This window comes from Chromohalobacter marismortui, from assembly GCF_004364315.1.
Taxonomy (GTDB): Bacteria; Pseudomonadota; Gammaproteobacteria; order Pseudomonadales; family Halomonadaceae; genus Chromohalobacter; species Chromohalobacter marismortui.
The window spans coordinates 17,071-41,268 of sequence record NZ_SOBR01000011.1 but is presented as its reverse complement, the minus strand read 5'-3'; the positions used below and the strand labels follow the sequence as shown (position 1 = coordinate 41,268).

The 24,198-nt window shown below is 63.3% G+C and carries 26 protein-coding genes; 14 read left to right on the top strand and 12 right to left on the bottom strand.

Annotated features, from left to right (window positions below; translation table 11 throughout):
• From C8E00_RS16875 to C8E00_RS16020, 3 genes are all read left to right on the top strand, one after another.
• On the top strand, positions 1–60 hold a 60-nt coding region (locus C8E00_RS16875), incomplete at its 5' end, for an IS3 family transposase (protein WP_133698526.1).
• 91 nt (positions 61–151) lie between these two features.
• Entirely contained in the window at positions 152–574 is a 423-nt protein-coding gene (locus tag C8E00_RS16025; RefSeq protein ID WP_243833211.1) for a TRAP transporter small permease, read from the top strand.
• 46 nt (positions 575–620) lie between these two features.
• Positions 621–1,904, top strand: coding sequence for a TRAP transporter large permease (locus C8E00_RS16020; protein ID WP_133698523.1), 1,284 nt, complete (start codon positions 621–623; stop codon positions 1,902–1,904).
• A gap of 109 nt (positions 1,905–2,013) precedes the next feature.
• Here C8E00_RS16020 and dctP read toward each other — a convergent pair whose 3' ends face one another.
• On the bottom strand, positions 2,014–3,039 hold the full coding sequence (dctP, locus tag C8E00_RS16015; RefSeq protein WP_133698522.1) for a TRAP transporter substrate-binding protein DctP: 1,026 nt from the start codon (positions 3,037–3,039) through the stop codon (positions 2,014–2,016).
• Between the two features lie 147 nt (positions 3,040–3,186).
• Between dctP and bamJ the strand changes: the two genes are divergently transcribed.
• Positions 3,187–3,903 (top strand): BamJ family beta-barrel-assembly machinery protein, encoded by a 717-nt coding sequence (bamJ, locus tag C8E00_RS16010; RefSeq protein ID WP_133698521.1) that lies wholly within the window; start codon positions 3,187–3,189, stop codon positions 3,901–3,903.
• Positions 3,904–4,281: 378 nt separating this feature from the next.
• Here the strand turns inward: bamJ and C8E00_RS16005 are convergent, their stop codons facing one another.
• The gene (locus C8E00_RS16005) at positions 4,282–4,773 is read right to left on the bottom strand and encodes a hypothetical protein (protein WP_133698520.1); all 492 of its coding nucleotides are present in this window, start codon (positions 4,771–4,773) and stop codon (positions 4,282–4,284) included.
• A gap of 118 nt (positions 4,774–4,891) precedes the next feature.
• On the opposite strand from C8E00_RS16005, the gene C8E00_RS16000 reads away from it, so the two are divergent.
• The gene (locus tag C8E00_RS16000; RefSeq protein WP_133698519.1) at positions 4,892–5,806 is read left to right on the top strand and encodes an AEC family transporter; all 915 of its coding nucleotides are present in this window, start codon (positions 4,892–4,894) and stop codon (positions 5,804–5,806) included.
• A gap of 3 nt (positions 5,807–5,809) precedes the next feature.
• Here the strand turns inward: C8E00_RS16000 and C8E00_RS15995 are convergent, their stop codons facing one another.
• The 5 genes from C8E00_RS15995 to C8E00_RS15975 form a co-directional block, all read right to left on the bottom strand.
• Complete coding sequence (locus C8E00_RS15995; RefSeq protein ID WP_279586116.1) at positions 5,810–6,805, bottom strand: 2-hydroxyacid dehydrogenase; 996 nt, start codon at positions 6,803–6,805, stop codon at positions 5,810–5,812.
• A 334-nt stretch (positions 6,806–7,139) separates the two neighbouring features.
• The gene (trmB, locus tag C8E00_RS15990) at positions 7,140–7,880 is read right to left on the bottom strand and encodes a tRNA (guanosine(46)-N7)-methyltransferase TrmB (RefSeq protein ID WP_133698517.1); all 741 of its coding nucleotides are present in this window, start codon (positions 7,878–7,880) and stop codon (positions 7,140–7,142) included.
• Positions 7,881–7,937: 57 nt separating this feature from the next.
• Complete coding sequence (locus C8E00_RS15985; RefSeq protein ID WP_133698516.1) at positions 7,938–8,738, bottom strand: thiazole synthase; 801 nt, start codon at positions 8,736–8,738, stop codon at positions 7,938–7,940.
• An 82-nt stretch (positions 8,739–8,820) separates the two neighbouring features.
• Positions 8,821–9,021: a sulfur carrier protein ThiS gene (thiS, locus tag C8E00_RS15980; protein WP_133698515.1), complete on the bottom strand. Its 201-nt coding sequence runs from the start codon at positions 9,019–9,021 to the stop codon at positions 8,821–8,823.
• 55 nt (positions 9,022–9,076) lie between these two features.
• Positions 9,077–10,558, bottom strand: coding sequence for an alanine/glycine:cation symporter family protein (locus tag C8E00_RS15975; protein WP_133698514.1), 1,482 nt, complete (start codon positions 10,556–10,558; stop codon positions 9,077–9,079).
• A 184-nt stretch (positions 10,559–10,742) separates the two neighbouring features.
• Between C8E00_RS15975 and C8E00_RS15970 the strand changes: the two genes are divergently transcribed.
• Positions 10,743–11,126 (top strand): DUF423 domain-containing protein, encoded by a 384-nt coding sequence (locus C8E00_RS15970; protein WP_133698513.1) that lies wholly within the window; start codon positions 10,743–10,745, stop codon positions 11,124–11,126.
• A gap of 28 nt (positions 11,127–11,154) precedes the next feature.
• On the opposite strand, the gene C8E00_RS15965 is transcribed toward C8E00_RS15970, so the two are convergent.
• Positions 11,155–11,577 (bottom strand): PaaI family thioesterase, encoded by a 423-nt coding sequence (locus tag C8E00_RS15965; protein ID WP_133698512.1) that lies wholly within the window; start codon positions 11,575–11,577, stop codon positions 11,155–11,157.
• A gap of 237 nt (positions 11,578–11,814) precedes the next feature.
• The gene (locus tag C8E00_RS15955; protein ID WP_133698510.1) at positions 11,815–14,031 is read right to left on the bottom strand and encodes a malate synthase G; all 2,217 of its coding nucleotides are present in this window, start codon (positions 14,029–14,031) and stop codon (positions 11,815–11,817) included.
• A gap of 230 nt (positions 14,032–14,261) precedes the next feature.
• On the opposite strand from C8E00_RS15955, the gene C8E00_RS15950 reads away from it, so the two are divergent.
• From C8E00_RS15950 to C8E00_RS15935, 4 genes are all read left to right on the top strand, one after another.
• A complete protein-coding gene (locus C8E00_RS15950) occupies positions 14,262–15,263 on the top strand; it encodes an alpha/beta hydrolase (RefSeq protein WP_133698509.1) in 1,002 nt (333 codons plus the stop codon).
• Positions 15,260–15,751, top strand: a complete 492-nt coding sequence (locus C8E00_RS15945) for a hypothetical protein (protein WP_133698508.1) — start codon at positions 15,260–15,262, stop codon at positions 15,749–15,751. The genes C8E00_RS15950 and C8E00_RS15945 overlap by 4 nt, the downstream gene beginning before the upstream one ends.
• Before the next feature lie 77 nt (positions 15,752–15,828).
• The gene (locus tag C8E00_RS15940) at positions 15,829–16,938 is read left to right on the top strand and encodes a pyridoxal phosphate-dependent aminotransferase (RefSeq protein WP_133698507.1); all 1,110 of its coding nucleotides are present in this window, start codon (positions 15,829–15,831) and stop codon (positions 16,936–16,938) included.
• 2 nt (positions 16,939–16,940) lie between these two features.
• A complete protein-coding gene (locus tag C8E00_RS15935; protein WP_133698506.1) occupies positions 16,941–17,987 on the top strand; it encodes an Lnb N-terminal periplasmic domain-containing protein in 1,047 nt (348 codons plus the stop codon).
• Here the strand turns inward: C8E00_RS15935 and C8E00_RS15930 are convergent.
• Both C8E00_RS15930 and C8E00_RS15925 read right to left on the bottom strand, forming a co-directional pair.
• Entirely contained in the window at positions 17,984–19,498 is a 1,515-nt protein-coding gene (locus tag C8E00_RS15930; protein WP_133698505.1) for a YifB family Mg chelatase-like AAA ATPase, read from the bottom strand. The two genes, C8E00_RS15935 and C8E00_RS15930, sit on opposite strands and share 4 nt — an antisense overlap.
• Positions 19,499–19,652: 154 nt before the next feature.
• Positions 19,653–20,006: an accessory factor UbiK family protein gene (locus C8E00_RS15925; protein WP_133698504.1), complete on the bottom strand. Its 354-nt coding sequence runs from the start codon at positions 20,004–20,006 to the stop codon at positions 19,653–19,655.
• 257 nt (positions 20,007–20,263) lie between these two features.
• Here C8E00_RS15925 and C8E00_RS15920 point away from each other — a divergent pair, with 257 nt between their 5' ends.
• From C8E00_RS15920 to glnK, 3 genes are all read left to right on the top strand, one after another.
• On the top strand, positions 20,264–20,602 hold the full coding sequence (locus C8E00_RS15920) for a P-II family nitrogen regulator (protein ID WP_011508451.1): 339 nt from the start codon (positions 20,264–20,266) through the stop codon (positions 20,600–20,602).
• 27 nt (positions 20,603–20,629) lie between these two features.
• Positions 20,630–21,880 (top strand): ammonium transporter, encoded by a 1,251-nt coding sequence (locus C8E00_RS15915; RefSeq protein ID WP_133698503.1) that lies wholly within the window; start codon positions 20,630–20,632, stop codon positions 21,878–21,880.
• Positions 21,881–22,038: 158 nt separating this feature from the next.
• Positions 22,039–22,377: a P-II family nitrogen regulator gene (gene glnK / locus C8E00_RS15910; RefSeq protein WP_133698502.1), complete on the top strand. Its 339-nt coding sequence runs from the start codon at positions 22,039–22,041 to the stop codon at positions 22,375–22,377.
• Positions 22,378–22,491: 114 nt separating this feature from the next.
• Here glnK and C8E00_RS15905 read toward each other — a convergent pair whose 3' ends face one another.
• The gene (locus tag C8E00_RS15905; RefSeq protein ID WP_133698501.1) at positions 22,492–23,013 is read right to left on the bottom strand and encodes an ankyrin repeat domain-containing protein; all 522 of its coding nucleotides are present in this window, start codon (positions 23,011–23,013) and stop codon (positions 22,492–22,494) included.
• Between the two features lie 110 nt (positions 23,014–23,123).
• On the opposite strand from C8E00_RS15905, the gene C8E00_RS15900 reads away from it, so the two are divergent.
• Complete coding sequence (locus tag C8E00_RS15900) at positions 23,124–24,008, top strand: LysR family transcriptional regulator (protein WP_133698500.1); 885 nt, start codon at positions 23,124–23,126, stop codon at positions 24,006–24,008.
• The last annotated feature ends 190 nt before the right edge of the window (positions 24,009–24,198 follow it).

Below are 24,198 nucleotides of genomic sequence, written 5' to 3'. Positions count from 1 at the left end.
CAGAGACTAAAGGGCCTGAGCCCCGTGCAATACAGGACTCAGGCCATGGTCGCCGATTAAGAGAACTAACCGTCCAACGATTGGGGGTCAGTTCATAGTCGGCAACCTGCTATTCGGACAAGGCATCGCCGGTACCTACGAAGTCACCGAGATGCTCATCGTGGTGATCACCTTCATCGGGGTCGGCTATGCGGCACGCAATGCCCGCCATATCAGCATGTCCGCCATCTATGACCAACTCAGCGGCCGCTGGCGCAAGGCGCTTCTTATCTTGATTTGCCTGGGCACCGCGCTCTTGATGTTCTATTTCGCCATCAAGTCCATCGAGTACGTCATGGCCATTTATGACCGCGGGCGCACCAGTGCCTCCTTGCGCATCCCTATGTGGACCGTCTATCTCGCCCTCCCCGTCGGCTTCATTCTCGCCGGCATTCAATACGTGCTCACGGCCGTGCGCAACATGGTCAGCGACAACATCTATCGTGCCTTCAACCAACAGGAGGAATACGACGACGTGCCCCCGGAAGCGGAAGAAGACAGTGACAATAACCACGATGCACGTCGCGATACCTGAAGCGTTTTCCGCCACACGACCGCCATCAACGTGAGGACATAATACAATGCTAACTTGGCTAGCCGTGATCATGCTGGTTCTGCTGCTGCTCGGGTTCCCGATGATGGTTCCCCTGGCGGCAGGTACGCTGTTCATGATGTTCACCGGCATGACGTTTTTCGGGCCCGATCAAGCCGTGAGCTGGATGATCAACGGCATCGGCAGTTGGGTGCTCGCCGCCGTGCCGATGTTCATCTTCGCCGCCGACATCCTGACCAAGGGCCATACCGCCAACCGGTTGCTGGATGTCGTCGACGCCTTCACCCGCCATATCCGTGGCGGCTTGCCCATCACCACCGCCGCCTCCTGCGCCCTGTTCGGGGCCGTGTCCGGCTCCACCCAGGCCACGGTCGTGGCGATGGGCGGCCCCATGCGCCCACGGCTGCTGGCCAAGGGGTATAAAGACGACTTCGCCCTGGGGCTGATCGTCAATGCCAGCGATATCGCACTGCTGATTCCCCCCAGCATCGGCTTCATCGTCTACGGCGTGGTCATGAAAACCTCGATCGGCGATCTGTTCCTCGCGGGCATCCTGCCCGGCCTGCTGATCCTGGCCATGTTTGCCGTGTATTGTTACATCTATTCGCGCATCAAGGGCATCGAGGCGGAGCCCAAGGCCAGCTGGAGCGAACGCTTGCGTGCCATGCGCCGCGTGATCCTGCCGATGGGCTTCCCGGTACTGGTGGTCGGTGGTATCTACGGTGGGTTCTTCAGTGCCGTTGAAGCCTCGGCGGTCGCGGTAGCCTATGCCCTGCTGCTGGAAGTGGTCATCTATCGCCAAGTCTCGATCCGCGATCTGGGCAGCCTGGCACTGTCCACCGGCATGATTACCGCCGTGGTCTTCATCCTCGTCGCCATCGGCGCCGCCTTCTCCCAGACCCTGGGCACCGCCGGCGTGCCGGACAAGATTCTCGGTCCGATCATCGACGGCATCGGTGACAACCAGTTCCTGGCACTGCTGCTGATCGCCGCCGCCTTCTTCGTCGGCTGCATGTTCGTCGACCCCATCGTGGTCATCTTGATTCTGGTGCCGATCTTCAAGCCACTGGTCGAATCCACCGGCCTGGATCCGGTGCATGTCGGCGTGATCGTCACCCTGCAGGCCGCCATCGGCTCGGCCACACCGCCATTTGGTTGCGATATCTTCACCGCCATCGCCGTGTTCCGGCGCCCCTATATGGAGGTGATTCGCGGCACGCCCCCGTTCATCTTCATCCTGCTGGTGGCGACGCTGGTTCTCATCGCCTTCCCGCAGATATCGCTGCTGCTGCCCTCGCTGGGCGGCGACTAGGCATTGTCACCCACCCACCACGGCCAAGCATGAAAAACCCCGGAAGCCGAAGCTTCCGGGGTTTTTGCTTGCGCCATATGGCGCATCGGTCAGGCGTTAGCGGTGCGACTTACTCTGCTTTGTCGCTGGACTGCCCGACATGCTTGAGCACGATATCCAGCGCCTCCTGGCCACGCTCGCCAACCATGTCGACATAGGTCTGACGCACCGGCTTGGCCAATTCACGGAAGGCCGCACGCTCTTCCTCGTTCAGGTGAATGATGTTGATGTCACTTTTTTCCTTGATAGTCTCGAGGCGCTCGGAGTTGAACTGGGTCTGGATGTCGTGACCCTTTTGCACCATCTCGTCAAGCGTGGACGTCAGGATCTGTTGCTCTTCATCGGACAGCCCCTCGTACCATTCCTCGTTACCGATGAGGTTGGCGATGAACTGCGATTGATCGGCGAAGATCATGTAATCCTGGACTTCATAGAAGCCCATGTTTTCATGCGCGAAGACCGGCTGAATGTTACCTTCCGCCTGGCCTTGCTGCAGCGCGCTGTAGAGCTCGCCGTAAGCGATCGTGATGGGCGAGGCGCCATACGCCTCATAGGTCGCGCGGAGCAGGCTGTTGTCCATGACACGGATTTGCAGCCCCTGCATGTCCTCCGGCGTGCGAATCTCCTTGTTGGCCGTCCAGACCTGATACCCCTCGGGCAAGGTGGCGAGCGGCACCAGACCACGCTCACGGAACGATTCCTGCCAAGCATCACTCTGGAGGAAGTCGTCGGAGTTGAGAATCTTGGCCGTCTCGAGCTGATCATTGGGCATGACGAAGTTGAGACTCATCAGCTGACTTTCAGGGACGGTACCGCCCAGAAAGCCGGAGCCGAAGCCGATCGGGATGGCGCCGTTCTGGATGGCGTCATACAACGCCGAATAGCTCGACCCCCAGGAGCCGTAAGGCAGCAACTCGACCTGGATGTCGCCGTCGCTCTTTTCCTCGATCAACTTCTTGAACTCTTCCGCATAGCCGTACTGCACGCTACCTTCGGTCTCTTCGAGGCCGAAACGCCAGGTATCGGCGGACGCCGTGGAAGCGACACCAGCCAAGCTCAACGCCGTGATACTCAGAACGATATTGCGCAGTTGCATAGAGTTCCCTCTTTCTTATCAATGTAGATTCAGAGAAGAGCAAAGTCGCCTCGATGTCAAGTGGCTCCACGCTGCGCAGGTGCGCAACGGCCCCCAGGCTGGTACAGTTGAAGGGCGGTGTTTTGTTTATCTTGTTAAGGAGTTTTCATGAAGCGTTTAATGACGGCTGTAGCGTTCGGCGGCCTCGTAGCAACGCCGCTGCTGGCCATGGCTGCCCCGCAAAGCGACGAAGCCAAGCTCGGCTATAGCCTGGGCGCCACGCTGGGCCAAAGCGTCAAGCAGGACATCCCGGATCTCGATACCGACGCCTTTACCCAAGCGGTCAAGGATGTCTACGCCGGGGGCGACCTGCAGATGAGCGATAAAGAGATCGCGGCCACCCTTTCTGAATTCCAGAAGCAGAAGATGGCCGAAAAGAAGGCCCAACAGCAAAAAGTGGCCGAAGAGAACCGCAAGGCAAGCGAGGAATTTCTCGCCGCGAACGCCAAGAAGGAAGGCGTGAAGGTGACCGACTCCGGGCTGCAATACAAGGAGCTCGAATCCGGCGACGGTAAAACGCCCGGCCTCGATTCGACCGTCAAGGTCAACTACGAAGGCACGCTACCCGACGGAACCGTCTTCGACAGTTCCTACGAACGTGGCGAACCCGTCACCTTCAAGGTCAACCAGGTGATCAAGGGCTGGCAGGAAGCACTGCAGAAAATGCAGGTCGGCGATACCTGGATGCTCTACGTGCCTTCCGATCTCGCCTATGGGCAAGGTGGCACGCGTGGCCCTATCGGTCCCAACCAAGCACTGACCTTCAAGATCGAGCTGTTGGGTATCGAAGCCGATGACGGCCAGAAGGCGTCGGACGACCAGTAAGCGCGTTATGTGGGGTGCCCCGCGGGGCACCTCTCACCTCCCTGCCCCACCTTTCTTTGTACCGCCTTCCACCCGGAGGCGTGCCTGGTGTTTCCACAGCTTCAATTCCCACGCGGCCTGTGGATAGTTTTGTGGAGCGTCTGTGGCTCGGCGGTGAACATCGGTGTTTTTTGCCCTGCGGGGCCCTTGCATGGCGCTCGCAAACAGTCAAGCGCGGCACGCTGGAATCCTGAAAACAAATAAAAAGACATTGTTTTCATTGCACTTTTCTAAACCGACGTTCCCCGGAGACAAACACGGAGTAAGCATTGGCTTACCCACAAGTCGTATACGTTGGGCACCTGTCACAATGTGGACAAATACGATTTGGTGCCATGACTAGCGGTGAATATCGAAGTCGAACCAACTGCCTTTACGTCCCTCGGGCGTCTTGAGAATGACCTGCGCTCGCCACGGCATGACCGTTTCCGTAAAGGGGTGGAGTTCCCCCACCCCCCGGAAGTGATTATCAGCCACTTTCTCCAGTTCGACCCGCGTGAGGCCCGTGTTCATGTCACGCCCGACGAATTCCACGGCGGCCGACTGCACGTCGAGCCCGGATACCTGCACATCCAGCGTCAACGGTTCGTACGAAGCGAAATCGCCATGCATCGCGAAACGCAACGCCCCATTCAAACCGATATCGGCACGGCACGGGCCGTCGCGCAGATCGCAATGCATCTGCGGGGGATACCAGATGACATCGTCACGCGAATCGCGCAGGTAATAATCGGCCAGGTAACCGGCCGCCACCAGAATCGTTACCAGCGTCAGTAGCGTCAACAGATTGAGCAGCGGCGGCCTTACGGGGTCTTCATCATGGTGTTTCATATCGTTAGGTCGAATCCCATCACCCAGGGGCATCGCGCTAAGCTTACCAGTTCGTGTGCCGGCGAGCTTGGCTGCGATCAGCGTCCGGTATCCATGAAGTTGCTCAAACGGAGGCACAATGAGCGGTGTCACTGGGGCCTTGGGCCCGCTATTTTTACTGATTCTACTCGGTGCCCTGCTGGGCTGGCGACGCTTCCCCGGCGGCGATTTCTGGCCTGCGATGGAGCGCTTGATCTACTTTCTGCTCTTCCCCGCCATGCTGATCGCGACGCTGGCCACGGCGGACGTCGCAGAGGTGCCGGTCATCCGCCTGGCGGTGGTCCTGATGGGCACCATGCTGCTGTTCGCACTCGTGCTGTGGTGCGCGCGTCATCGCCTGACACTGGCGCCACCGGCATTCACTTCGGTGCTGCAAGGCACGCTGCGCTTCAACACCTATGTCGGCGTGGCCGGTGGCGCTGCCCTGCACGGTCAGGCCGGCGCGACGGCGGCGGCAGTCGCCGTCGCCTTGATGGTCCCGCTGGCCAACGTGCTCTGCGTGAGTGGCTTCATCGCCGCCGGCACCCTGGGCGCCTCGAGTCTCGGGCGCAGTCTCGCCGCGCTGGCACGCAATCCCCTGATCCTGGCCTGCGCGATCGGCATCACGCTCAATCTGAGCGGCATTGGCCTGCCAGGCTGGCTGGGCAGTACCATCGAACTCACCGGACGCGCGGCCCTGCCGCTGGGGCTGATCGCCGTGGGCGTTGCCCTGCGGCCCCGCGCCCTGGCGGGGCATGGTCGTGCGTTCTGGTACTCGGCCACGCTCAAGCTGGGCGCCACTCCCGTGATCGTACTGGCCTTGGCCTGGCTCACCGGGCTCGACCCAGTGAGCCGCGACATCGCACTACTGTTCGCCGCCCTGCCCACCGCCACCTCGGCCTATATCCTTGCCCGCCAACTCGGCGGCGATGCCGAGCTGATGGCGGCGCTGATCACCGGCCAGACGCTGCTGGCCATGGTGACGCTGCCGGCATGGATGGCACTGGCAAGTTGAGCGTCAAGCATCGACACGATTGGCACAAGGCGCGCCATCCTGCACGCAGGCCACGTTGTCGAGCGTGACCTCGGCAATCTCGGCCAGTGCCTCCTGAGTGAAAAACCCCTGATGCCCGGTGATCAGCACGTTGGGGAAGGTCACCAGACGCTGAAAGACATCGTCGTCGATGATGTCGCCGGAATGGTCGCGGAAGAACAGCGAGGTTTCCTGCTCATAGACATCGATGGCCAGCCCGCCCAGTCGACGCGCCTTGAGCGCGTCGATCACCGCACGCGTATCGATCAGAGCACCACGCGAGGTGTTGAGCAACAGGGCCCCCGGTTTCATCGCCGCCAGGGCCTCGGCATCGATCAGGTAACGCGTGTCGTCCGTCAACGGGCAATGCAAGCTGATCACATCGCTCTCCGCCAGCAGGCGCCGACGCGAGACATACTCGCCACCCAGCGTCGTGAACGCCTCGCCGGGATAACGGTCCTCGCCCAGCAAGCGACAGCCGAGACCGGCGAAGATGCGTGCCGTGGCCAGCCCGATACGACCGGTCCCGATCACGCCCACCGTCTTGCCATGCAGTGTCATGCCCAACAAGCCCTCGAGCATGAAGTTGCCCTCGCGTACGCGATTGTAGGCCCGATGCGTGCGGCGATTCAGCGTCAGCAGCAAGGCCAGGGCATGCTCGGCCACCGCCTCGGGCGAGTAGGCCGGCACGCGTACCACGGCGATGCCCAAGCGTGCGGCGGCCTCGATGTCGACATTGTTGAACCCGGCGCAGCGCATGGCCACGAACCCTACCCCCTGGGTCGCGAGCGCTGTCAGCACGGTGACGTCCAGGGTGTCGTTGACGAAGGCGCACACGCCGTCTGCACCATGGGCCAGCACGGCACTCTCCGCGTTGAGCGCCACCTCGTGATAGCCGATCTTGAAACCATGGCGCGCATTCGCTGCCTCGAAGAAACGCCGGTCATAAGGCTGGGCACTGAACATGGCGATATGCGTCACGAAAGCCTCCCGATGCATCCAATTGAAAAATATTCTCGTTACGCTTGACGAATCAAATGAGAATGGTTTACCTTAACAATCGTGGCGCCGCCAAGCGCCACTGACCTAAGCAGCGAATGTCAGGTTCCTGCCCATGGTTATCTCCTCATCAAGCTAGTCACGGTCTTTAAGCCGCCCACTCGGGCGGCTTTTTTTAGGTTCATCGCACGCTGCCGAGCGAGCGGGGACTGTGCCAGGGTCCTCACTATGCTGCCGTGATCCAGATCAGGGCAGCATGAAAAAACCGCTGACGGGCAGCGGTTTGCAACGAAAAACAGGTGGGCACGAGCGGCGCTCAGTTCACGCGCGCATAGATCAAGTCCCAGACCCCATGACCGAGCTTCTCGCCGCGGCTTTCGAACTTGGTCAGCGGACGGAATGCCGGGCGCGGCACATAAGGCGCGCTCTCGGCCGGCGCCGTGTTGCGATAGCCCGGTGCTTCCTCCATGACGTCGACCATGTGCTCGGCGTAGGCTTCCCAATCGGTCGCCATGTGCAGATAACCTTGCGGCGCGAGACGCGTGCGCACCAACTCGACGAACGCCGGCTGCACGATCCGGCGCTTATGGTGCTTCTTTTTCGGCCAGGGGTCGGGGAAGAACAGCTGCAGCCCCGCCAGGCTCGACTCGGGCAGACATTTGTCGAGCACTTCCAGGGCGTCGTCGCGATACACGCGCAAATTGGTCAGGCCGCGCTTGTCCGCTTCATCGAGCAACTTGCCCACTCCCGGCGCATGCACCTCGATACCGATGAAATCGGTCTCGGGATTGGCGGCGGCTTGCTCGACGAGCGACAGCCCCATGCCGAAGCCGATCTCGACGACACAAGGTGCCTGCCGACCGAACACAGTCCCCAGCGATTGGTGTCCCTCGGCCACACTCAGGCCCAGGCGCGGCCAGACCTCTTCGAGCCCCCGCGATTGGGCGGCGGTCATGCGCCCGGCGCGCAGTACGTAGCTCTTGATGCCGCGCGGCGGGCGTCCCGGCGACTCGGGGGTCGTCGGGGCATTCTCGGAAGAAGAGGAGGAGTCACTCATGGCAAGTCTGCATTATCGGTCATGTCGTGAAGGCGGCCGGTCAGGCCGTGCGAAAATTCAGGCGTTGATGCGCCCGGCGAAGGGCGATGACGGGCTCGCAGAGGCACGGCGCGGCATGCGCTCGGCAAGATACGCCTCGCGCCCCGCGTCGACCGCCAGTTTCATGGCATGCGCCATGCGCACCGGCTGGCGCGCGTGCGCGATCGCCGAATTGATCAGCACGCCGGCACAGCCCATTTCCATGGCCAGGGCGGCATCCGAGGGCGTGCCGATGCCGGCATCGACGAGGATCGGCACTTCGGCGTTGTCGAGAATGATCGCCAGGGACGTCGGGTTGAGCAGGCCGTGCCCCGAGCCGATCAATGAGCCCAGCGGCATCACCGCGCAACAGCCGATACGCTCGAGCTCCTTGGCGACGATCGGGTCGTCGCTGGTGTACACCATGACATCGAAGCCATCGTTGACCAGCGTTTCGGCGGCCTTGAGGGTTTCGACCACATTGGGGTAGAGCGTGCCGTCGTCACCGAGCACCTCGAGCTTGACCAGATTGTGGCCATCCAGCAGCTCACGCGCCAGCTTGCAGGTCCGCACCGCGTCCTTGGCGGTATAGCAACCCGCCGTGTTGGGCAGGATCGTATAGCGGCTCGTCGGCACGGCGTCGAGCAAATTGGGCTCATCGGGATTCTGGCCCAGGTTGGTGCGGCGCACCGCCACGGTGACGAGCTCGGTGCCGCTCGCCTCGACGGCGGCGGCGGTCTCGTCGAAGTCACGGTACTTGCCGGTGCCGACCAGCAGACGTGACGCGAAGACGCGACCGGCGACGGTCAATGGAATGTCCTGGCGCTGATCAGCGGACATGGCGAACCTCCTCTGGCGTATAAGGGAGCCGCCGACACGCCTGAGCCACTAAGTGGCCCTGCGCAGCGGCGGGCGAGTAATATCAGCCGCCGCCGATGGCATGCACGATCTCGACACGGTCGCCCGGAGACAAACGCGTGTCGGCATGCTGGCTGCGCGGCACGATTTCCTCGTTGACTTCGACGGCAATCCGGCGCCCGGTCAATGCAAGCTGATCGATCAACTCGCTGATCGTCAGCTGGGACGCGAGCTCGCGATGATCGCCGTTGAGCTGAATGTGCATGGCGGCCTCTCACGTAGGTGGGGAGAGACCGTCATTATAACGCCAAATGCCTAGCTCAAGAATCCTTGGACGGCCATACGTCGGCATCCACTTGCTCGGGACGCTTGAGCACCTTGGGGTCGAAGCGCGGTTCATGCACGCCCTCGCGCCGCTGACGCTCGTAATCCTTGAGCACGCGCATGGCAATCGGCGCCAGGATCAGAATTGCGATCAGGTTGGTGGTCGCCATCAGCCCCATGGACAGATCGGCGAAGTCCCACACGAAGGTCAACTGCGACACCGAACCGATCATCACCATCGCCAGCACGGCAAGACGCAATACCTGCACCGCCGCCTTGGCATGGCGCTTGAACATGTACTCGATGTTGACCGTGGCGAACGAGAAATTGGCGATGATCGAGGTAAAGGCGAACAGCAGAATCGCGATGGCGATGAAGATCTCGCCGAAACCGCCGAAGTGATCCGCCATGGCGTCCTGAGTGAGCTGGATGCCCACGATGTCCTGTCCCGGCGAGTTCGCCATCAGCGTCTCATAGACACCGGAAAGCAGGATCACCACCGCCGTGCAGCTGCAGATCACCAGGGTATCGACGAACACGCCGAACGACTGTACCAGCCCCTGCGCGGCGGGATGCTTGACGTTGGCCTGGGCCGCCGCGTTGGGCGCCGAGCCCATGCCGGCCTCGTTGGAAAACAGGCCGCGCTTGATGCCGTTCTCCATTGCCGTCTTGATGGCGTAGCCGGCCGCGCCGCCCACTGCGGGCCCGTAGCCGAAGGCACTCTTGACGATCAACGCCAGCATCTCCGGCACCGCGGTGATGTTGAGTCCCAATACCACCAGCGCCACCAGCAGATAGGCAATCGCCATGATCGGCACGATCTTCTCCGCCGTGCGCGCGATGGACTTGAGCCCCCCGTAGATGACCACGGCCACGACACCGACGAGGATCACCCCGGTAACCCAGTTGGGAATACCGAAGGCCTCGTTCATGCCCTGGGCGATGGTATTGGCCTGGGCGCCATTGAACGCCAGGCCATAGGCCATCAGCAGGAAGAAGGCGAACAACAGGCTCATCCAGCGCCAGCCCAGCGTGCGTTCGATGTAATAAGCGGGGCCACCGCGATACACGCCGTCCTCATGGCGCTTCTTGTAGACCTGCGCCAGGGTCGACTCGACGAACGAGGTGGCAAACCCGACCAGGGCGGTAATCCACATCCAGAAGATCGCGCCGGGGCCACCGATCCACAACGCGATGGCCACACCGGCCAGGTTGCCGGTGCCCACGCGCGCCGCCAACGAGGTCGCGAAGGCCTGGAAGCCGCTGACGCCTTCGCCCGCGCCACGACTATTGAACGTCACGCGCGCCATGTGGCCGAACAACCGGAACTGCATGCCACGCGTCAGCACGGTGAACAACACCCCCGCGCCCAACAAGAGATAAACGAGAATATACGACCAGATGAAATCGCTGACAGGGGTCATCACCGCATAAATAGCATCGTGCAGCGGTGCGACGAGACTGGCGAGAGAGTCCATGGATTAACGCTCCATTGTGATTCTTGAGATCGGCAAGGCCGCGACGATACGCCATCCTGCGGCGCTTGTCATGACGCAGACGACGCCATAGGGTAAGCGCCAGTGTGGCAACACCGAGCCTCCGAGAAACGATGTCTCGGCGCTCGTTCACCCCGTCAGCGTAGTCAGTGATAAAGGATGAGACATGCACAACCGTCGTGGCTGGATACTCGTCGCCTTGAGCGGTTTCGTGGTCGTGGTGGCGGGCGCGTTCGGCGCTCATGCCCTTGAGGGTCGACTCGCGCCCCGGATGCTCGAGGCCTTCGATACCGGTGTGCGTTACCAGGCCTGGCATACCCTGGCCGCCATGGCGATGCTCATCTGGCGGGCGCAGCGTCCCCTGAGGGGTCAGACAACCGTACTCTGGCTATGGAGCCTGGGAATGGCCGCGTTTTCCGGCTCGCTGTACCTGCTGGCCCTGACCGGCACCCCTTGGCTGGGGCCCATCACACCGTTCGGTGGCCTGCTGCTGATGGCCGGCTGGCTGACGCTGGCGATATGCGCCTGGCGACAGCGACCCGCTCACTGAGACCTCGCCCCCCACGTCCCAGGCGCGCTCAATCGTCGTCGCCCTCGTCGGGCAGGGCATAGGTCGCGGTGACGGTGGCCACCGGTTCCTCGTCGCCGGCAGGGAACAAACGCACTTCGCCGACCGCCAGGCGCTGGCCCAGCTTGACGATGTGCGCATTGGCGATGAGGTCGCGGTCGCCGCGGGCGCGGCGCAGGAAGTGGCAGTTGAAGTCCGTGGTCACCGCCATCGGCTCCGGGCCGATCTGGGCCAGAATCGCCACGTACAGGCAGACATCCGCCAGCCCCATCAACGTCGGCCCCGAGATACAGCCCCCGGGCCGCAAGTGCTCATCCTCGATGGCCAGACTCATGGTCGCGCGCATCTCGCCCACGCCTTCGATGGTGCCCTGGCGCTGTGGAAACACCTCGTCGAGAAACTCCTCGATCGCGGCGGCGGTCATCACGGTCATTCGGGCTCTCCCCTGCGGCTATACGGCGAATGCGGCGCTGTCGTCAAGATAGACCAGAGAGCTGGAAGCTGGAAGCTGGAAGCTGGAAGCTGGAAGCTGGAAGCTGGAAGCTGGAAGCTGGAAGCTGGAAGCTGGAAGCTGGAAGCTGGAAGCTGGAAGCCAAGATCAAACCACCACCACAAAACCCAACAACCGGTTTTCGCTTTTGACTTTTCTTCCGACTTCCAGCTTATGACTTCAAGCGCCGGGCGTAGCCCGGCCCGCCTTGTGCACCGCGCGCCAGTGGTGCAGCAGCGGCTCGGTGTAGCCGGCGGGCTGCTCGCGTCCCTTGAAGATCAGATCGGACGCTGCCTGAAAGGCGCAGGACTCCGCCAGGTGCGAGGTCATCGGCGTGTAGTCGGGGTCGTGGGCGTTCTGCTCGTCGACCACCTTGGCCATACGCTCCAGCGTCTCGCGGACCCGCGCCTCGCTGACGATGCCGTGATGCAACCAGTTAGCGATGTGCTGACTGGAGATACGCAGCGTGGCGCGGTCTTCCATCAATCCCACATCATGGATGTCCGGCACCTTGGAGCAACCCACGCCATGCTCGACCCAGCGCACCACGTAGCCGAGGATGCCCTGACAGTTGTTATCCAGCTCCTGCTGGATCTCGTCGTCGCTCCAGCTCGGGTTCTTGTTAGCGCCCGAGGCCGCGCTTTCGACCACCGGCACGCTGAGTAGATCGTCGAGCAGGTCGTCGTTCGGCTTGGCCTCCAGTTCACGCTGAATCGTCGCGACATCGACCTGATGGTAGTGCAGGGCATGCAGCACGGCGGCGGTGGGCGACGGCACCCAGGCCGTGGTGGCACCGGCCTGGGGATGCCCGATCTTCTGCTCGAGCATCGCTGCCATCAGCTCCGGCATGGCCCACATGCCCTTGCCGATCTGCGCTCGGCCACGCAGGCCGCACGCCAAGCCGGTCTGGACATTGTTCTTCTCATAGGCCGCAATCCACTTGGTGCCCTTCATCTCGCCCTTGCGCAACATGGGGCCGGCTTCCATGGCGGTATGCATCTCGTCGCCGGTGCGGTCGAGGAAGCCGGTGTTGATGAACGCCACGCGGGACGCCGCCTCGTGAATGCATGCATCGAGGTTGACCGAGGTGCGGCGCTCCTCGTCCATGATGCCCATCTTGAGCGTGTCGCGCGGCAGGCCCAGCATGTCCTCGATGCGCATGAACAAGCTGTTGGCGAAGGCGACTTCCTTGGGTCCATGCATTTTCGGCTTGACGATATACACCGAGCCGGCCCTCGAGTTACTGGCCTCACCGTGGCGTTTCTTGAGGTCATGTATCGCCAGCAGGCTGGTGATCACGCCATCCAGGATGCCCTCGGGAATCTCGTTGCCCTCGCCGTCGAGCACCGCCGGGGTGGTCATCAAATGGCCGACATTGCGCACGAACAGTAGCGAGCGTCCGGGCAAGCGCACGTCACCACCGTCAGGTGCCGTGTAGTCGCGATCCGGATTGAGATGCCGTGTGACGGTCTTGCCTCCCTTGTCGAACGACTCGGCAAGGTCGCCCTTCATCAGCCCCAGCCAGTTGCGATAGACCAGCGTCTTGTCGTCCGCATCCACGGCCGCCACGGAGTCCTCGCAGTCCATGATGGTGCTCACCGCCGCCTCGACCAGCACGTCCTTGACGTGAGCCGGGTCGGTCTTGCCGATGGGATGCGTGGCATCGAATTGCACTTCCAGATGCAAGCCATGGTTGGCCAGCAGAATCGCCGTGGGCGCATCGACGCCGCCCTGATAGCCCACCAACTGGGCGGGACGCGCCAACGCCGTTTCGCTGCCGCCTTGCAACTGCACCACCAGCTTGCCGTCGCGGATGAGATAACCGCTCGCCTCGGCGTGCGTACCCTCGGCCAGCGGCGCGACCTGATCGAGTACGCCACGCGCATAGGCAACGACCGCCTCACCACGCTTGGGATTGTAGTCCTGTCCCTTCTCGGCGCCATCGGTCTCGGGAATCACATCGGTGCCATAGAGCGCATCGTACAGGCTGCCCCAGCGCGCGTTGGCGGCGTTGAGGGCATAACGCGCGTTGCTTACCGGCACCACCAGCTGCGGCCCGGCCTGGATAGCGATCTCGTCATCGATATCGGTCGTCGTCGCTTGCACTTTCGCTGGCGCCTCGACCAGATAGCCGATGTCTTGCAAGAAGTCGCGATAGGCGTCCATGTCTTGCACCGGGCCAGGATGGGCCTTGTGCCACGCATCCAGCTCAGCCTGTAACCGCTCGCGTTCGGCCAGTAGCGTCTGATTGGTGGGCGTAAGGTCGTGGACCAAAGCATCGAACCCGGCCCAGAAGGACTCGGAGTCGACACCCGTGCCGGGCAGGGCTTCGTCGTTGATGAAACGGTCGAGTTGGCTGGCCACCTGCAAACGATGGCGTGTCGTACGGTCTGTCATGCGGCTCTCCTCGGGTGTCGCCCCAAACGTGGAAAATAATTCCACAAATTAGACGTAAATCCTCGCGCTGTCATCTCCACCATTGGTCTGAGCGTCGCTCGTCGCCCGAATAAAACGGGGCAAATGCTGACACAGACCGAGCAAGAGCTGAAAAAATGGGCCCGGCAACCACTTCCTTGTAGCTTCGAGGACCGCGCGGACGCTAGCATGGAACGCACCGGGAGAATTGAATGACCGACTTTACGCCCCTGAAACAGCTCGGCTCGCTGAGGCCGGTGACACGCCCCGTGTCATCGATCATGAGCGCCTATCTTGAGCACTACCGCCTAGCGTCGCTTTTGACCGCAAACATCGACCTGCATGCCGGCTTCTTCGAGGCTCAGGGGTTTCAGTTGTGGGCTCAGGTATGGAGCCCCCCCCAGCCGCAAGGCACGGCATTCGTCGTGCATGGTTACTTCGATCACTTGGGACTCTACCGTCATCTGCTCGAATTGTTGCTGGCGCGCGGGTGGCGCGTGGTGATGTGGGACCTTCCCGGGCACGGACTTTCCAGCGGCGCACGCGCCTCCATCGACGACTTCGGCGACTATGTCGGCTGTCTGAGCGCACTGACCAAGGAAATCACGCACCTCGAGCTCGCCGATGGCCCTTGGATCGGTATCGGCCAAAGCACCGGTGCGGCGATTCTCGCCACCGACGCCCTTGCTCACGGCCATCAGACACGCTGGGACGGCCTTGCCCTGCTGGCACCGCTGGTGCGTCCCTGGGGCTGGCAGCAATCCAGCTGGCTGCACCGTGTGGTCAGCCCTTTCGTCCGCTCGGTGCCGCGCCGATTTCGCGCCAACACCACCGATCTCGGCTTCGCCGATTTCCTGCGCAGCGGCGACCCCTTGCAGCCCGACCGTTTGGCACTGACCTGGGTCAGCGCCATGCGCGACTGGATTCCACTGCTGCTTTCCATGCCACCCAGCGAATTGCCGGTGCTGATTCTTCAGGGCGAGCAGGATCTGACCGTGGATTGGCAATGGAACCTGGCAACGCTGACGGGTAAATTTCCCAATGCCGATATTCATCGTCATCCAGAGGCACGCCACCACCTGGTCAATGAGGCGAAACCGATTCGAGCTCCGCTCTTCCATGAACTCGCCGATTTCCTGGCGGGTTACGAGCGCCGGCTCGAGCCGAACGATACGCTGCCCAGCACCGACACTTGTCCGCAGGGAACGCCATGAGACGGGCCCACACCGTCGGCATCATCACGCTCTGCCTGCTGTTGTCGGGATGCGCCGGGCTCAGCGAGGCACCGCCCGACGACATGCGCCAGGCCGTGTATGGCATGAGCGACCAAGCCGCCGACGCACTGCTCGAGTCGCCGCCCTGGTCAGGAGACACGCAGAATATGGTCGTGATGCTGGCTCCGCCGACGATCGACGCCACGTTCAACATCAGCGCCGCGCGCTTGACCGAAACATTGGGCCGCGCCCTGCTGGCACTGGAAGATGGCCCCCAGGTGCTCGACTGGACGCCCGGCATGATGACCGACGATGCACCGGACAATCACTGGATTCTCGAAAGCCATTTGAATAGCAACGGCGTGATCCGGCTATCCGATCGCGAGTTGCTACCCTATCAATGGGAAATCACGCTACGCCGTCCCGGCCAGAAGGCGCCCAGTTGGCGGGCCACGTTGTCCGGGGCACTGGATGCCAGCGCGCTGTAACCTCGGCACGGGCCCGGCCACGTTGTGTCGCGTCCGCCGCGGTCGCACAATGCGCCTTTTGCCCTCAGGAGTCTTGCATGTCTCGCTATGCTCGCCACCTCGACCGCTCGGGCCCGACCAATCCCTTCCCCGGCCTCAAGGCGCTGGAGCGCAAGCTGGACCGCGAGGTACCTCATCGGCTGGGCTCCAACGAAGGCCTCGACATGCCCCACCGGGCGCTCAAGGCGCGTTTCGGCGGAGAAGTCGCCACGCTGGCCCGCGCCTACGGCGACGCCGAGGCCATGGAGGTGCGTCAGCGGCTCATCTCGCTGCTCGGCACGCCACTGGAGGCACTGCTGGTCGATGCCGGCGCCGACAGCCTGATGGCGCTCGCCCTGCGCACGCTGTGCGACCCCGGCAGCACGGTGATCGCCAGCGCGGGCACCTATCCCACCTTTCGCTACTTCGCCGAGGGGCAAGGATGTCGTCTGGTCGAGGTCGACTATCACGACGCCCCCGGCCTGCTGGCGCCGGATCTCGACGCCCTGGCCGCCAGTGCGGGGCATGAACATGCCCGCGTGGTCTATCTGGCCAACCCCGACAATCCCAGCGGCCACCTGCACAGCGATGCCGACGTCCTCGCGCTGCGCGACGCCCTGCCCGAGGACTGCACACTGTTGCTCGACGAGGCCTATCACGACTTCCGTGACGATGCCGACGCCCCCGCCGCCGGTGAGGTATGGCCCGGCGTGGTGCGTCTGCGGACCTTCTCCAAGGCGCATGGTCTGGCCGGTCTGCGGATCGGTTACACCATTGCCGAACCGGCACTGATCGATATCATGCACAAGGTGCGCATTCATTATGCCGTCTCGTCGCTGGCCCTGGCGGCCGCCGAGACCGTACTCGATCACCCGGCGGAAACCGCACAGCACATCCGCGACGTAATCGCCCGCCGCGAGGCCCTGGCCGAGCACCTGCGCACGCTGGGCGCCGACGTGCCGCCCAGCGCCACCAACTTCATCGCCGTACGCCTGCCAGAGGCGGAGCTCGCCGCCCGCGTCCATCGCGAACTACTCGAGGCCGGCACACTCGTGCACCGTCCCGCGCATCCGGCGCTGGGCCACGTGCTGCGTATCAGTACGCTCGAGGACGCCCTGGTGCCCGGCCGGTTGGCCGCGCTGGAACGCGCGCTCGAGACACAACGCTGAGTATGGCGCGCGGCTGGGTGGCAGCGCTGTGGCACGGGGTCCTGGCCAGCCTCATGGCGCTGCTCATCGTCGCCAGCAGCGGCTGGGCGGTGCTGGCGCTGTGGTACCGCTTACCCGGCCCCGCCGCGCTGCGCTACGTCGCCACGGGGATATGGATCGCCGCCGCACTGGCCTGTTGCGTCGGGCTCTTCGCCAAGGGCTGGCCGCAGCGGGCGATGCTGGCCTATGGCCTCCTCTATCTCGTGCTGGGCGCCTGGTGGGTCTCGATACAGCCCGCCGCCGATCGCGACTGGGCGCCGGATGTCGCCCATATCGTCGACGCCATACGCCAGGACGATCACCGCGTCACGCTGGAAAACGTGCGCAACTTCCAATGGCGCACCCCGCAGGACTTCGACGAGCGCTGGGACACCCGCCGCTATGACCTGGACCGAATACGCTCCGTCGACCTGCTGGTGTCCTACTGGATGGGGCCGGCCATCGCCCATACGCTGGTCAGCTTCGGCTTCGACGACGGGCGTTACCTGACGTTCTCGGTGGAGATACGCAAGGAGCGCGGCGAGGCCTTCTCCACCCTGGGCGGCTTCTTCAAGGAATACGAAGTCAGCATCATTGCCGCCGACGAGCGCGATATCGTGCGACTGCGGACCAATGTGCGCGGCGAGGACGTCTACCTGTATCGTGTACAGATGCCCAAGCCGGTCATGCAGGACCTGTTTCTCGCCTATCTCGATGAGGCCCACCGACTGCAACGCGAGCCACGCTACTACAACACGCTCACCACCAACTGCACCACGCTGGTCTACGCCATGATGAAGCGCATCGTCCCCGGGCTGCCCTTCGACCATCGCCTGCTGCTCTCGGGCTACCTGCCGGAGTACGTGCACAGTGTCGGCGCACTGGCACCGCACGTGCCCTTCGCAAGGCTCAAGGCCGCCGGTCACATCAACGCCCGCGCCCTGCAAGCGGACGACGCCGAGGATTTCTCTGCCCGCATTCGCGACGGCATCCCCGGCGCCGACGCGCCGTCCTACGACACGGCCGACTAAGCCCCGCCATTGCCACCGATCAGCCGATCCAGCTGACGGTAGCCGATGGCTTCCATCAGTTGCGGCTGGCGGGGACGGGGCTCCTCGGCGAGATCGGCGAGGGTCAAAGCGACGCGCAGCACGCGATGGTAGGCGCGGGCGGAAAGGTTGAGACGATTGAGCACGTCGGCCAGCCAGGTGCGTTCCTGGCCATCCAGGGCGCAAAGCTCCTCCAGCGTACTGCCAGGCAGGTAGGCGTTGAGCGCGCCGCGCTGGGCTTGGCGCTGGCGGGCAGCGAGAACACGCTGGCGAACGACCGCGGAGCTTTCGCCGCGGCGTTGCTCGGTGAGTTGCGCGGCGGGCAGCGCGGGGACTTCCACCTGCAGATCGATACGGTCGAGCAGCGGGCCCGAGATACGCGCCTGGTAGCGTTGCACCTGGGCCGGCGTGCACACACAGGCCTTGCGCGGATCACCGAGATGTCCGCACGGGCATGGATTCATGGCCGCCACGAGTTGAAAGCGCGCGGGAAAGCAGCTCTGCATCAATGCTCGCGAGACGACGATCTGGCCCGATTCCAGCGGCTCGCGTAGTACCTCCAGCGCACGCCGGTCGAACTCCGGCAATTCATCCAGGAACAGCACCCCGTGATGGGCCAGGGAAATCTCTCCTGGACGCGGCTTGCCGCCACCGCCTACCAACGCTACACCGCTGGCGGTGTGATGCGGGGTACGAAACGGGCGCTGTCCCCAGCGTTCGAGAATCGGCAGGCCACATACCGAGCGCACGGCGGCCACTTCCAGCGCTTCATCTTCTTGGAGGGGCGGCAAAATCCCGGGTAATCGACTGGCGAGCATGGTCTTGCCGGTACCCGGTGGGCCAGCGAACAGCAGATTGTGGCCGCCACTGGCGGCGACCTCCAGCGCCCGCCGGGCCTGGTGCTGACCGCGCACCTCGGCGAGATCGGGCTCGGCCAAGCGCGGTACAGGCCGCTCACCAAGTTGGTGCGGCGTGATCGGCGCTTGCTTGAACAGGTGCGCGACGACCTGCGGTAGATCGGCGGCAGGCAGGACGGCCAAATCACCAGCCAACGCCGCTTCATCGGCATTGCTCTCGGGCAGGAGCAGGGCACGCCCGGCCCGACGCGCTTCCAGGGCCGCTGGCAACACCCCGCGCACGGGGCGCAGCTTGCCGTCCAGCGCCAGTTCGCCCAGGCACTCGAGGCCGGCCACGGCCTCGCCGGGAATCTGCCCCGACGCCACCAGGATGCCCAGCGCGATGGGCAGGTCGAAACGCCCGCCTTCCTTGGGCAGATCCGCCGGGGCGAGATTGAGCGTGATGCGTCGCGTGGGGAAATCGAAACCGGCGTTGATCAGCGCGCTGCGTACCCGTTCGCGGCTTTCCTTGACCGCCGCCTCCGGCAAACCGACGATCGCCAGGCCCGGCAGGCCGTTGGTCAGATGCACCTCGACCAGCACATCCGGCGCCTCCAGCCCCAGCCCCGCGCGCGTGTTGATGATGGCAAGCGCCATGCAGCCCCTCCGATCACATCAAGACATGCATATACACTAATGGATTGATGATGGTAACGCACGCGTAGCGGCGATAGGGACTACCGGCAAGGAAGAAGTACAAGGGGCGATGCCGTCTCGACCGGCCGAGACGGCATCCGCTATCGAGCGGCGATCAGCGCTCGTGGGAAGCGTCGGGCGCGTTCGACGCGTCGGCGTCGCCCTTGGCAGCGTGCTCGGCCGCCGGTTCGGCGCCTTCAGCGGCCGCCATCGGGACGCTCTGCCCTACATCCAGCGCCGCTTCCAGTGCCGCCACCTGGGCCTCGAGGGACTCGACACGCGAGCGCGTGCGTTGCAGCACTTCCATCAGAATGTCGAAGTCTTCGCGCGAGACCAGCTCCATGCGATCGAAGGCGCCGCGCATCACGCCCTGAACGCTGCGCTGAATGTCTTCCGGCGCGTGCGAGGCGTCCTGAAGCCGGTCGCCGACTTGCTGTGCGAGACGTGAGAAGAGGTCGTGTGTCGCCATAGAGAGTTCCCTCGGATTGAACGTTTCCTTCTCGCCACAGCATACGCAAGGCCGACGAAATACGCATGCGCCATATTGGTGCATGCCCATCAAGACGGCGCACCAATATCTGGCGAGGGGCGATCCATGTTTGGGCAGCACGCCCGGCAGCGTGCCCGCGATCACACGTAACCGACTGTTTTAAATGGTGCATGGCTAAAATGGCATGGCTTCTGCGTACGTCCCGAGAGGCGAAAGCCGACAACGGGAGAACTGGCATGAAGCTCATTACCGCCATCATCAAACCCTTCAAGCTGGACGATGTCCGCGAGGCGCTGGCCGACAACGGCGTCCAAGGGATCACCGTCACGGAGGTGAAGGGATTTGGGCGCCAAAAGGGTCACACGGAACTGTATCGCGGCGCCGAATATGTCGTGGACTTCCTTCCCAAGGTAAAAATAGAAATCGCGGTTGAGGAAGATCGACTGGAAAGCGTGCTGGAGGCGATCAGCAATGCCGCGAACAGCGGCAAGATCGGCGACGGCAAACTGTTCGTCACGCCGCTCGAAGACGTCATTCGAATCCGCACCGGTGAACGCGGAGCCGACGCCGTTTAAGGCAAGGGCTGAAGGGAGACACAATAAATGACTGAAGATATTACGCAGCTATCGTACGCGCTCGACACCTTCTACTTTCTGGTCTGCGCCGTGCTGGTCATGTGGATGGCCGCCGGCTTCGCCATGCTCGAGGCGGGCCTGGTCCGCGCCAAGAACACGGCGGAGATACTGACCAAGAACGTGGTGTTGTTCGCCATCTCTTGCACCATGTATCTGCTGTTCAGCTATCACTTGATGTATTCCAGTGGCGCGGGCGGCTTCCTGCCGAGCCTGGGCTTCCTGCTGGGCGGCGAAAACAGCGTCGATCAAGTGCTGGGTAGCAACGGCGATATCTATTATTCCAACCGGGCCGACTTCTTCTTCCAGGTGGTGTTCGTGGCGACCGCCATGTCCATCGTTTCCGGCGCCGTGGCAGAGCGCATGAAACTCTGGGCCTTCCTGGCCTTCGCCGTGGTGATGACCGCGATCATCTATCCGACGTCGGGCTACTGGACCTGGGGCGGCGGCTGGCTCGCCGAACTGGGTTACTCCGACTATGCCGGTTCGGGCATCGTTCACATGGCAGGGGCCGCCGCCGCCTTGGCTGGCGTCATTGTCCTCGGACCGCGCAAGGGCAAGTACGGCAAGAACGGCGCGATCTACGCCATTCCCGGCGCCAACCTGCCGCTGGCGACGCTGGGGACCTTCATCCTGTGGATGGGCTGGTTCGGCTTCAACGGCGGCAGCGAGCTGATGGTCTCCAACATCGATTCCGCCAATAACATGGCGCAGGTGCTGGTCAACACCAACGCTGCGGCTGCGGGCGGAGTAATCGCCGCACTGATTCTCGCCAAGATCTGGTTCCGCAAGGCCGACCTGACCATGGCGCTCAACGGTGCCATCGCCGGCCTGGTCGCGATCACCGCCGATCCGCTATCCCCCACCGGCCTGGGCGCCACGCTCATCGGTGCCGTTGGCGGGTTGCTGGTCGTCGTCTCCATCGTGGCGCTGGACAAGCTGAAGATCGACGATCCGGTGGGTGCCATCTCCGCGCACGGCGTGGCCGGCCTGTGGGGCGTTCTGGTGGTGCCTGTCACCAATGCCAGCGCCTCCTTCGGCGCGCAGATCATCGGCGCCGTCGCCATCTTCCTGTGGTGCTTCATCGCGAGTCTGATCGTGTGGCTGATCCTCAAGTCCGTGATGGGCGTACGAGTCAGCGAGGAAGAAGAATACGAAGGGGTCGACCTGGCCGAATGCGGCCTGGAAGCCTATCCCGAATTTTCCGTCGGCAAGAAGTAAGAGAGCCGACACACCGAGTGAGCTGGCGTGCTCCCCTGGCCCCCTTCGGGGGGCTTTTTTTAATCCCGCGACCAGCGGTGTATGCTTGGAAGCATGATCGTTGGGCATAATCGAGGGTGGTATGCGCCACCCGCACATACGATGCGAGGAGAAAGACGATGAAACTGGTGACCGCCATCATCAAGCCGTTCAAGCTCGACGACGTCCGCGAGTCGTTGTCCGAGATCGGCGTTCAGGGGATTACCGTCACGGAAGTGAAGGGCTTCGGCCGTCAGAAGGGGCATACCGAGCTATATCGTGGCGCCGAATACGTGGTCGACTTCCTGCCCAAGGTCAAGCTCGAGGTCGCCGTCGACGACGACATGATCGAGAAGGTGATCGACGCCATCACGCAGGTGGCCAATACCAGCAAGATTGGCGACGGCAAGATCTTCGTCTCGCCGCTCGAACAGGTCATCCGCATCCGCACCGGTGAAACCGGCAAGGACGCGGTGTAAACCACCCCCTGCCAGCGCGCTGTGCAACAGGCCCCTCGCTGCCCCTGGATATCAGGGGCAGCGAGGGGCGTCTTCGTTTCCGGCGGCCCGTTTCCAGGCGATCGTGACCAGCGCTCAGACGGCGTCGAGCATCGCCGGCGTCTGCGTCGCGCCCATCGCCGAGGCGAGTTCGCTCGCCGTCATGCCACGGCTGTCGGTGGCGCGTGGGTCGGCTCCCTGGGCCAGCAGGTATTCGACGACCTCGGCGTTGTCGAACATGGCGGCGAACATCAGGGCCGTCTTGTCGTCGGGAGAGCGGGCATTGACCGAGGCGCCATGCGAGACCAGCAGCTCGGCCATGGCCAGGTCACCCTTGAAGGCCGCGCCGGAGAGCGGATGATGGCCATTGTCGTTGTACATCTCGGGGTCGGCGCCCTGCTCGAGCAGCAGCCGCGTGGCCTCGAGATGACCGTGGTAGCTGGCCAGCATCAGTAAACTGTCGCCCTTGTCGTTACACATGTTGGGCGGCAAGCCTTGGGCCAGCCAGCCGCGCAGTTTTTCCGTCTCGCCGTTGCGGGCGCTGTTGAAGATTTCCGCGGCCAGCCGGATCGTCGCCTCGTCCAGTTCGGCGTTGGCGGTGTCGTGATCCTCCGACATCGTTACTTGCTCCTTGTGGCATCTCCGTGTGACATCTGGTATCGAGCGTAGCATGCCGTTTCACGCGACGCGCCACTCTTCAGCCATCCATCAAGAGCCTCGCGAGTCCCATGCTGGATATCAAGTATTACGTATTGATCGACGCCATCGCGACCCACGGCACGGTACACGATGCCGCCGCCGCCATCGGCATCACCCAGCCGGCGGCGACGCATCGCATTCGGGAGATGGAACGCCGCCTGGGCGTCGCGCTCTTCCATCGCGAAGGCCGTCGGCTGACGCTTTCCGCCTCGGGCGAGCGTCTGCTCGACGCCGCGCACGACGTGCTACCCCGCCTACGCAACGCCGAGCTCGAGGCGTGGCAACTGGCTCGCCGCGCCGAGCCCGCCCTGCGTCTGGGCATCGGCCCCTACGACACCTTCTCGCGGGCGATCCCGCATCTCTACGACCAGCATGAGCGCGATATCGACCTGGTGCGCTTGCCCATGGCGGACATGACCACGGCCCTGCTCGCCAACCGGGTCGACATGATCTGCATGATCGAAGTCCCTTCGCAGCGCGGCATCGCCCACCAGTTGCTGTTCGAGGAGCCGCTGGTGGCCGTGTTGCCAACGGAGCACCCTTATGCACAGCGTGATGCCGTGCCCGCCGAAGTCTTCGATCAGGGGCGCCACTTCACTTACAGCATCACGCCCGAATCCGGCCACGAGTTCGAGCATTTCTTCCAGCCCGCCGGCGTCTACCCCTCGCACATGGTACAGATCGAGTCGGTCGCCCTGATCCTCGAGCTGGTCGCCGCCGGCAAGGGCGTGAGCATCCTGTCGCGCTGGGCCGCCCGGGACGCCCATCAGGCCGGCCACGTCGTCATGCGCCCCCTGGCCGGCGATATCCCGCGCATTCCCTGGTACCTGGCCTATACGCAGACGCCCCACATCGCCGCCGTCGCCGAACCGCTGGCGGACACGCTACGCCATCTCTATCGCGCCGATGAGTGAGCGCGAGACGCGTCGCCAAGCGGCTCAGACCGAATGATAAGAATCTCGTCGCAGATGGCCGGACATTCTCATTAGTTTCACGCTCCCCGGGCTTTTACCGTATCGCCACTTTCTAGTCACGACCGGTTAGCCATGGCCGGCTAGCGCCGACTGGCCGGCCACGACTGGCTAACCACGATCCATCAGGAGG

Excerpts from the sequence above, each read along its gene's own strand:
- C8E00_RS16025 (WP_243833211.1), top strand. The coding sequence starts at position 152 with ATGCTCATCGTGGTGATCACCTTCATCGGGGTCGGCTATGCGGCACGC.
- C8E00_RS16020 (WP_133698523.1), top strand. The coding sequence starts at position 621 with ATGCTAACTTGGCTAGCCGTGATCATGCTGGTTCTGCTGCTGCTCGGG.
- dctP (WP_133698522.1), bottom strand. The coding sequence starts at position 3,039 with ATGCAACTGCGCAATATCGTTCTGAGTATCACGGCGTTGAGCTTGGCT.
- bamJ (WP_133698521.1), top strand. The coding sequence starts at position 3,187 with ATGAAGCGTTTAATGACGGCTGTAGCGTTCGGCGGCCTCGTAGCAACG.
- C8E00_RS16005 (WP_133698520.1), bottom strand. The coding sequence starts at position 4,773 with ATGAAACACCATGATGAAGACCCCGTAAGGCCGCCGCTGCTCAATCTG.
- C8E00_RS16000 (WP_133698519.1), top strand. The coding sequence starts at position 4,892 with ATGAGCGGTGTCACTGGGGCCTTGGGCCCGCTATTTTTACTGATTCTA.
- trmB (WP_133698517.1), bottom strand. The coding sequence starts at position 7,880 with ATGAGTGACTCCTCCTCTTCTTCCGAGAATGCCCCGACGACCCCCGAG.
- C8E00_RS15985 (WP_133698516.1), bottom strand. The coding sequence starts at position 8,738 with ATGTCCGCTGATCAGCGCCAGGACATTCCATTGACCGTCGCCGGTCGC.
- thiS (WP_133698515.1), bottom strand. The coding sequence starts at position 9,021 with ATGCACATTCAGCTCAACGGCGATCATCGCGAGCTCGCGTCCCAGCTG.
- C8E00_RS15975 (WP_133698514.1), bottom strand. The coding sequence starts at position 10,558 with ATGGACTCTCTCGCCAGTCTCGTCGCACCGCTGCACGATGCTATTTAT.
- C8E00_RS15970 (WP_133698513.1), top strand. The coding sequence starts at position 10,743 with ATGCACAACCGTCGTGGCTGGATACTCGTCGCCTTGAGCGGTTTCGTG.
- C8E00_RS15965 (WP_133698512.1), bottom strand. The coding sequence starts at position 11,577 with ATGACCGTGATGACCGCCGCCGCGATCGAGGAGTTTCTCGACGAGGTG.
- C8E00_RS15955 (WP_133698510.1), bottom strand. The coding sequence starts at position 14,031 with ATGACAGACCGTACGACACGCCATCGTTTGCAGGTGGCCAGCCAACTC.
- C8E00_RS15950 (WP_133698509.1), top strand. The coding sequence starts at position 14,262 with ATGACCGACTTTACGCCCCTGAAACAGCTCGGCTCGCTGAGGCCGGTG.
- C8E00_RS15945 (WP_133698508.1), top strand. The coding sequence starts at position 15,260 with ATGAGACGGGCCCACACCGTCGGCATCATCACGCTCTGCCTGCTGTTG.
- C8E00_RS15940 (WP_133698507.1), top strand. The coding sequence starts at position 15,829 with ATGTCTCGCTATGCTCGCCACCTCGACCGCTCGGGCCCGACCAATCCC.
- C8E00_RS15935 (WP_133698506.1), top strand. The coding sequence starts at position 16,941 with ATGGCGCGCGGCTGGGTGGCAGCGCTGTGGCACGGGGTCCTGGCCAGC.
- C8E00_RS15930 (WP_133698505.1), bottom strand. The coding sequence starts at position 19,498 with ATGGCGCTTGCCATCATCAACACGCGCGCGGGGCTGGGGCTGGAGGCG.
- C8E00_RS15925 (WP_133698504.1), bottom strand. The coding sequence starts at position 20,006 with ATGGCGACACACGACCTCTTCTCACGTCTCGCACAGCAAGTCGGCGAC.
- C8E00_RS15920 (WP_011508451.1), top strand. The coding sequence starts at position 20,264 with ATGAAGCTCATTACCGCCATCATCAAACCCTTCAAGCTGGACGATGTC.
- C8E00_RS15915 (WP_133698503.1), top strand. The coding sequence starts at position 20,630 with ATGACTGAAGATATTACGCAGCTATCGTACGCGCTCGACACCTTCTAC.
- glnK (WP_133698502.1), top strand. The coding sequence starts at position 22,039 with ATGAAACTGGTGACCGCCATCATCAAGCCGTTCAAGCTCGACGACGTC.
- C8E00_RS15905 (WP_133698501.1), bottom strand. The coding sequence starts at position 23,013 with ATGTCGGAGGATCACGACACCGCCAACGCCGAACTGGACGAGGCGACG.
- C8E00_RS15900 (WP_133698500.1), top strand. The coding sequence starts at position 23,124 with ATGCTGGATATCAAGTATTACGTATTGATCGACGCCATCGCGACCCAC.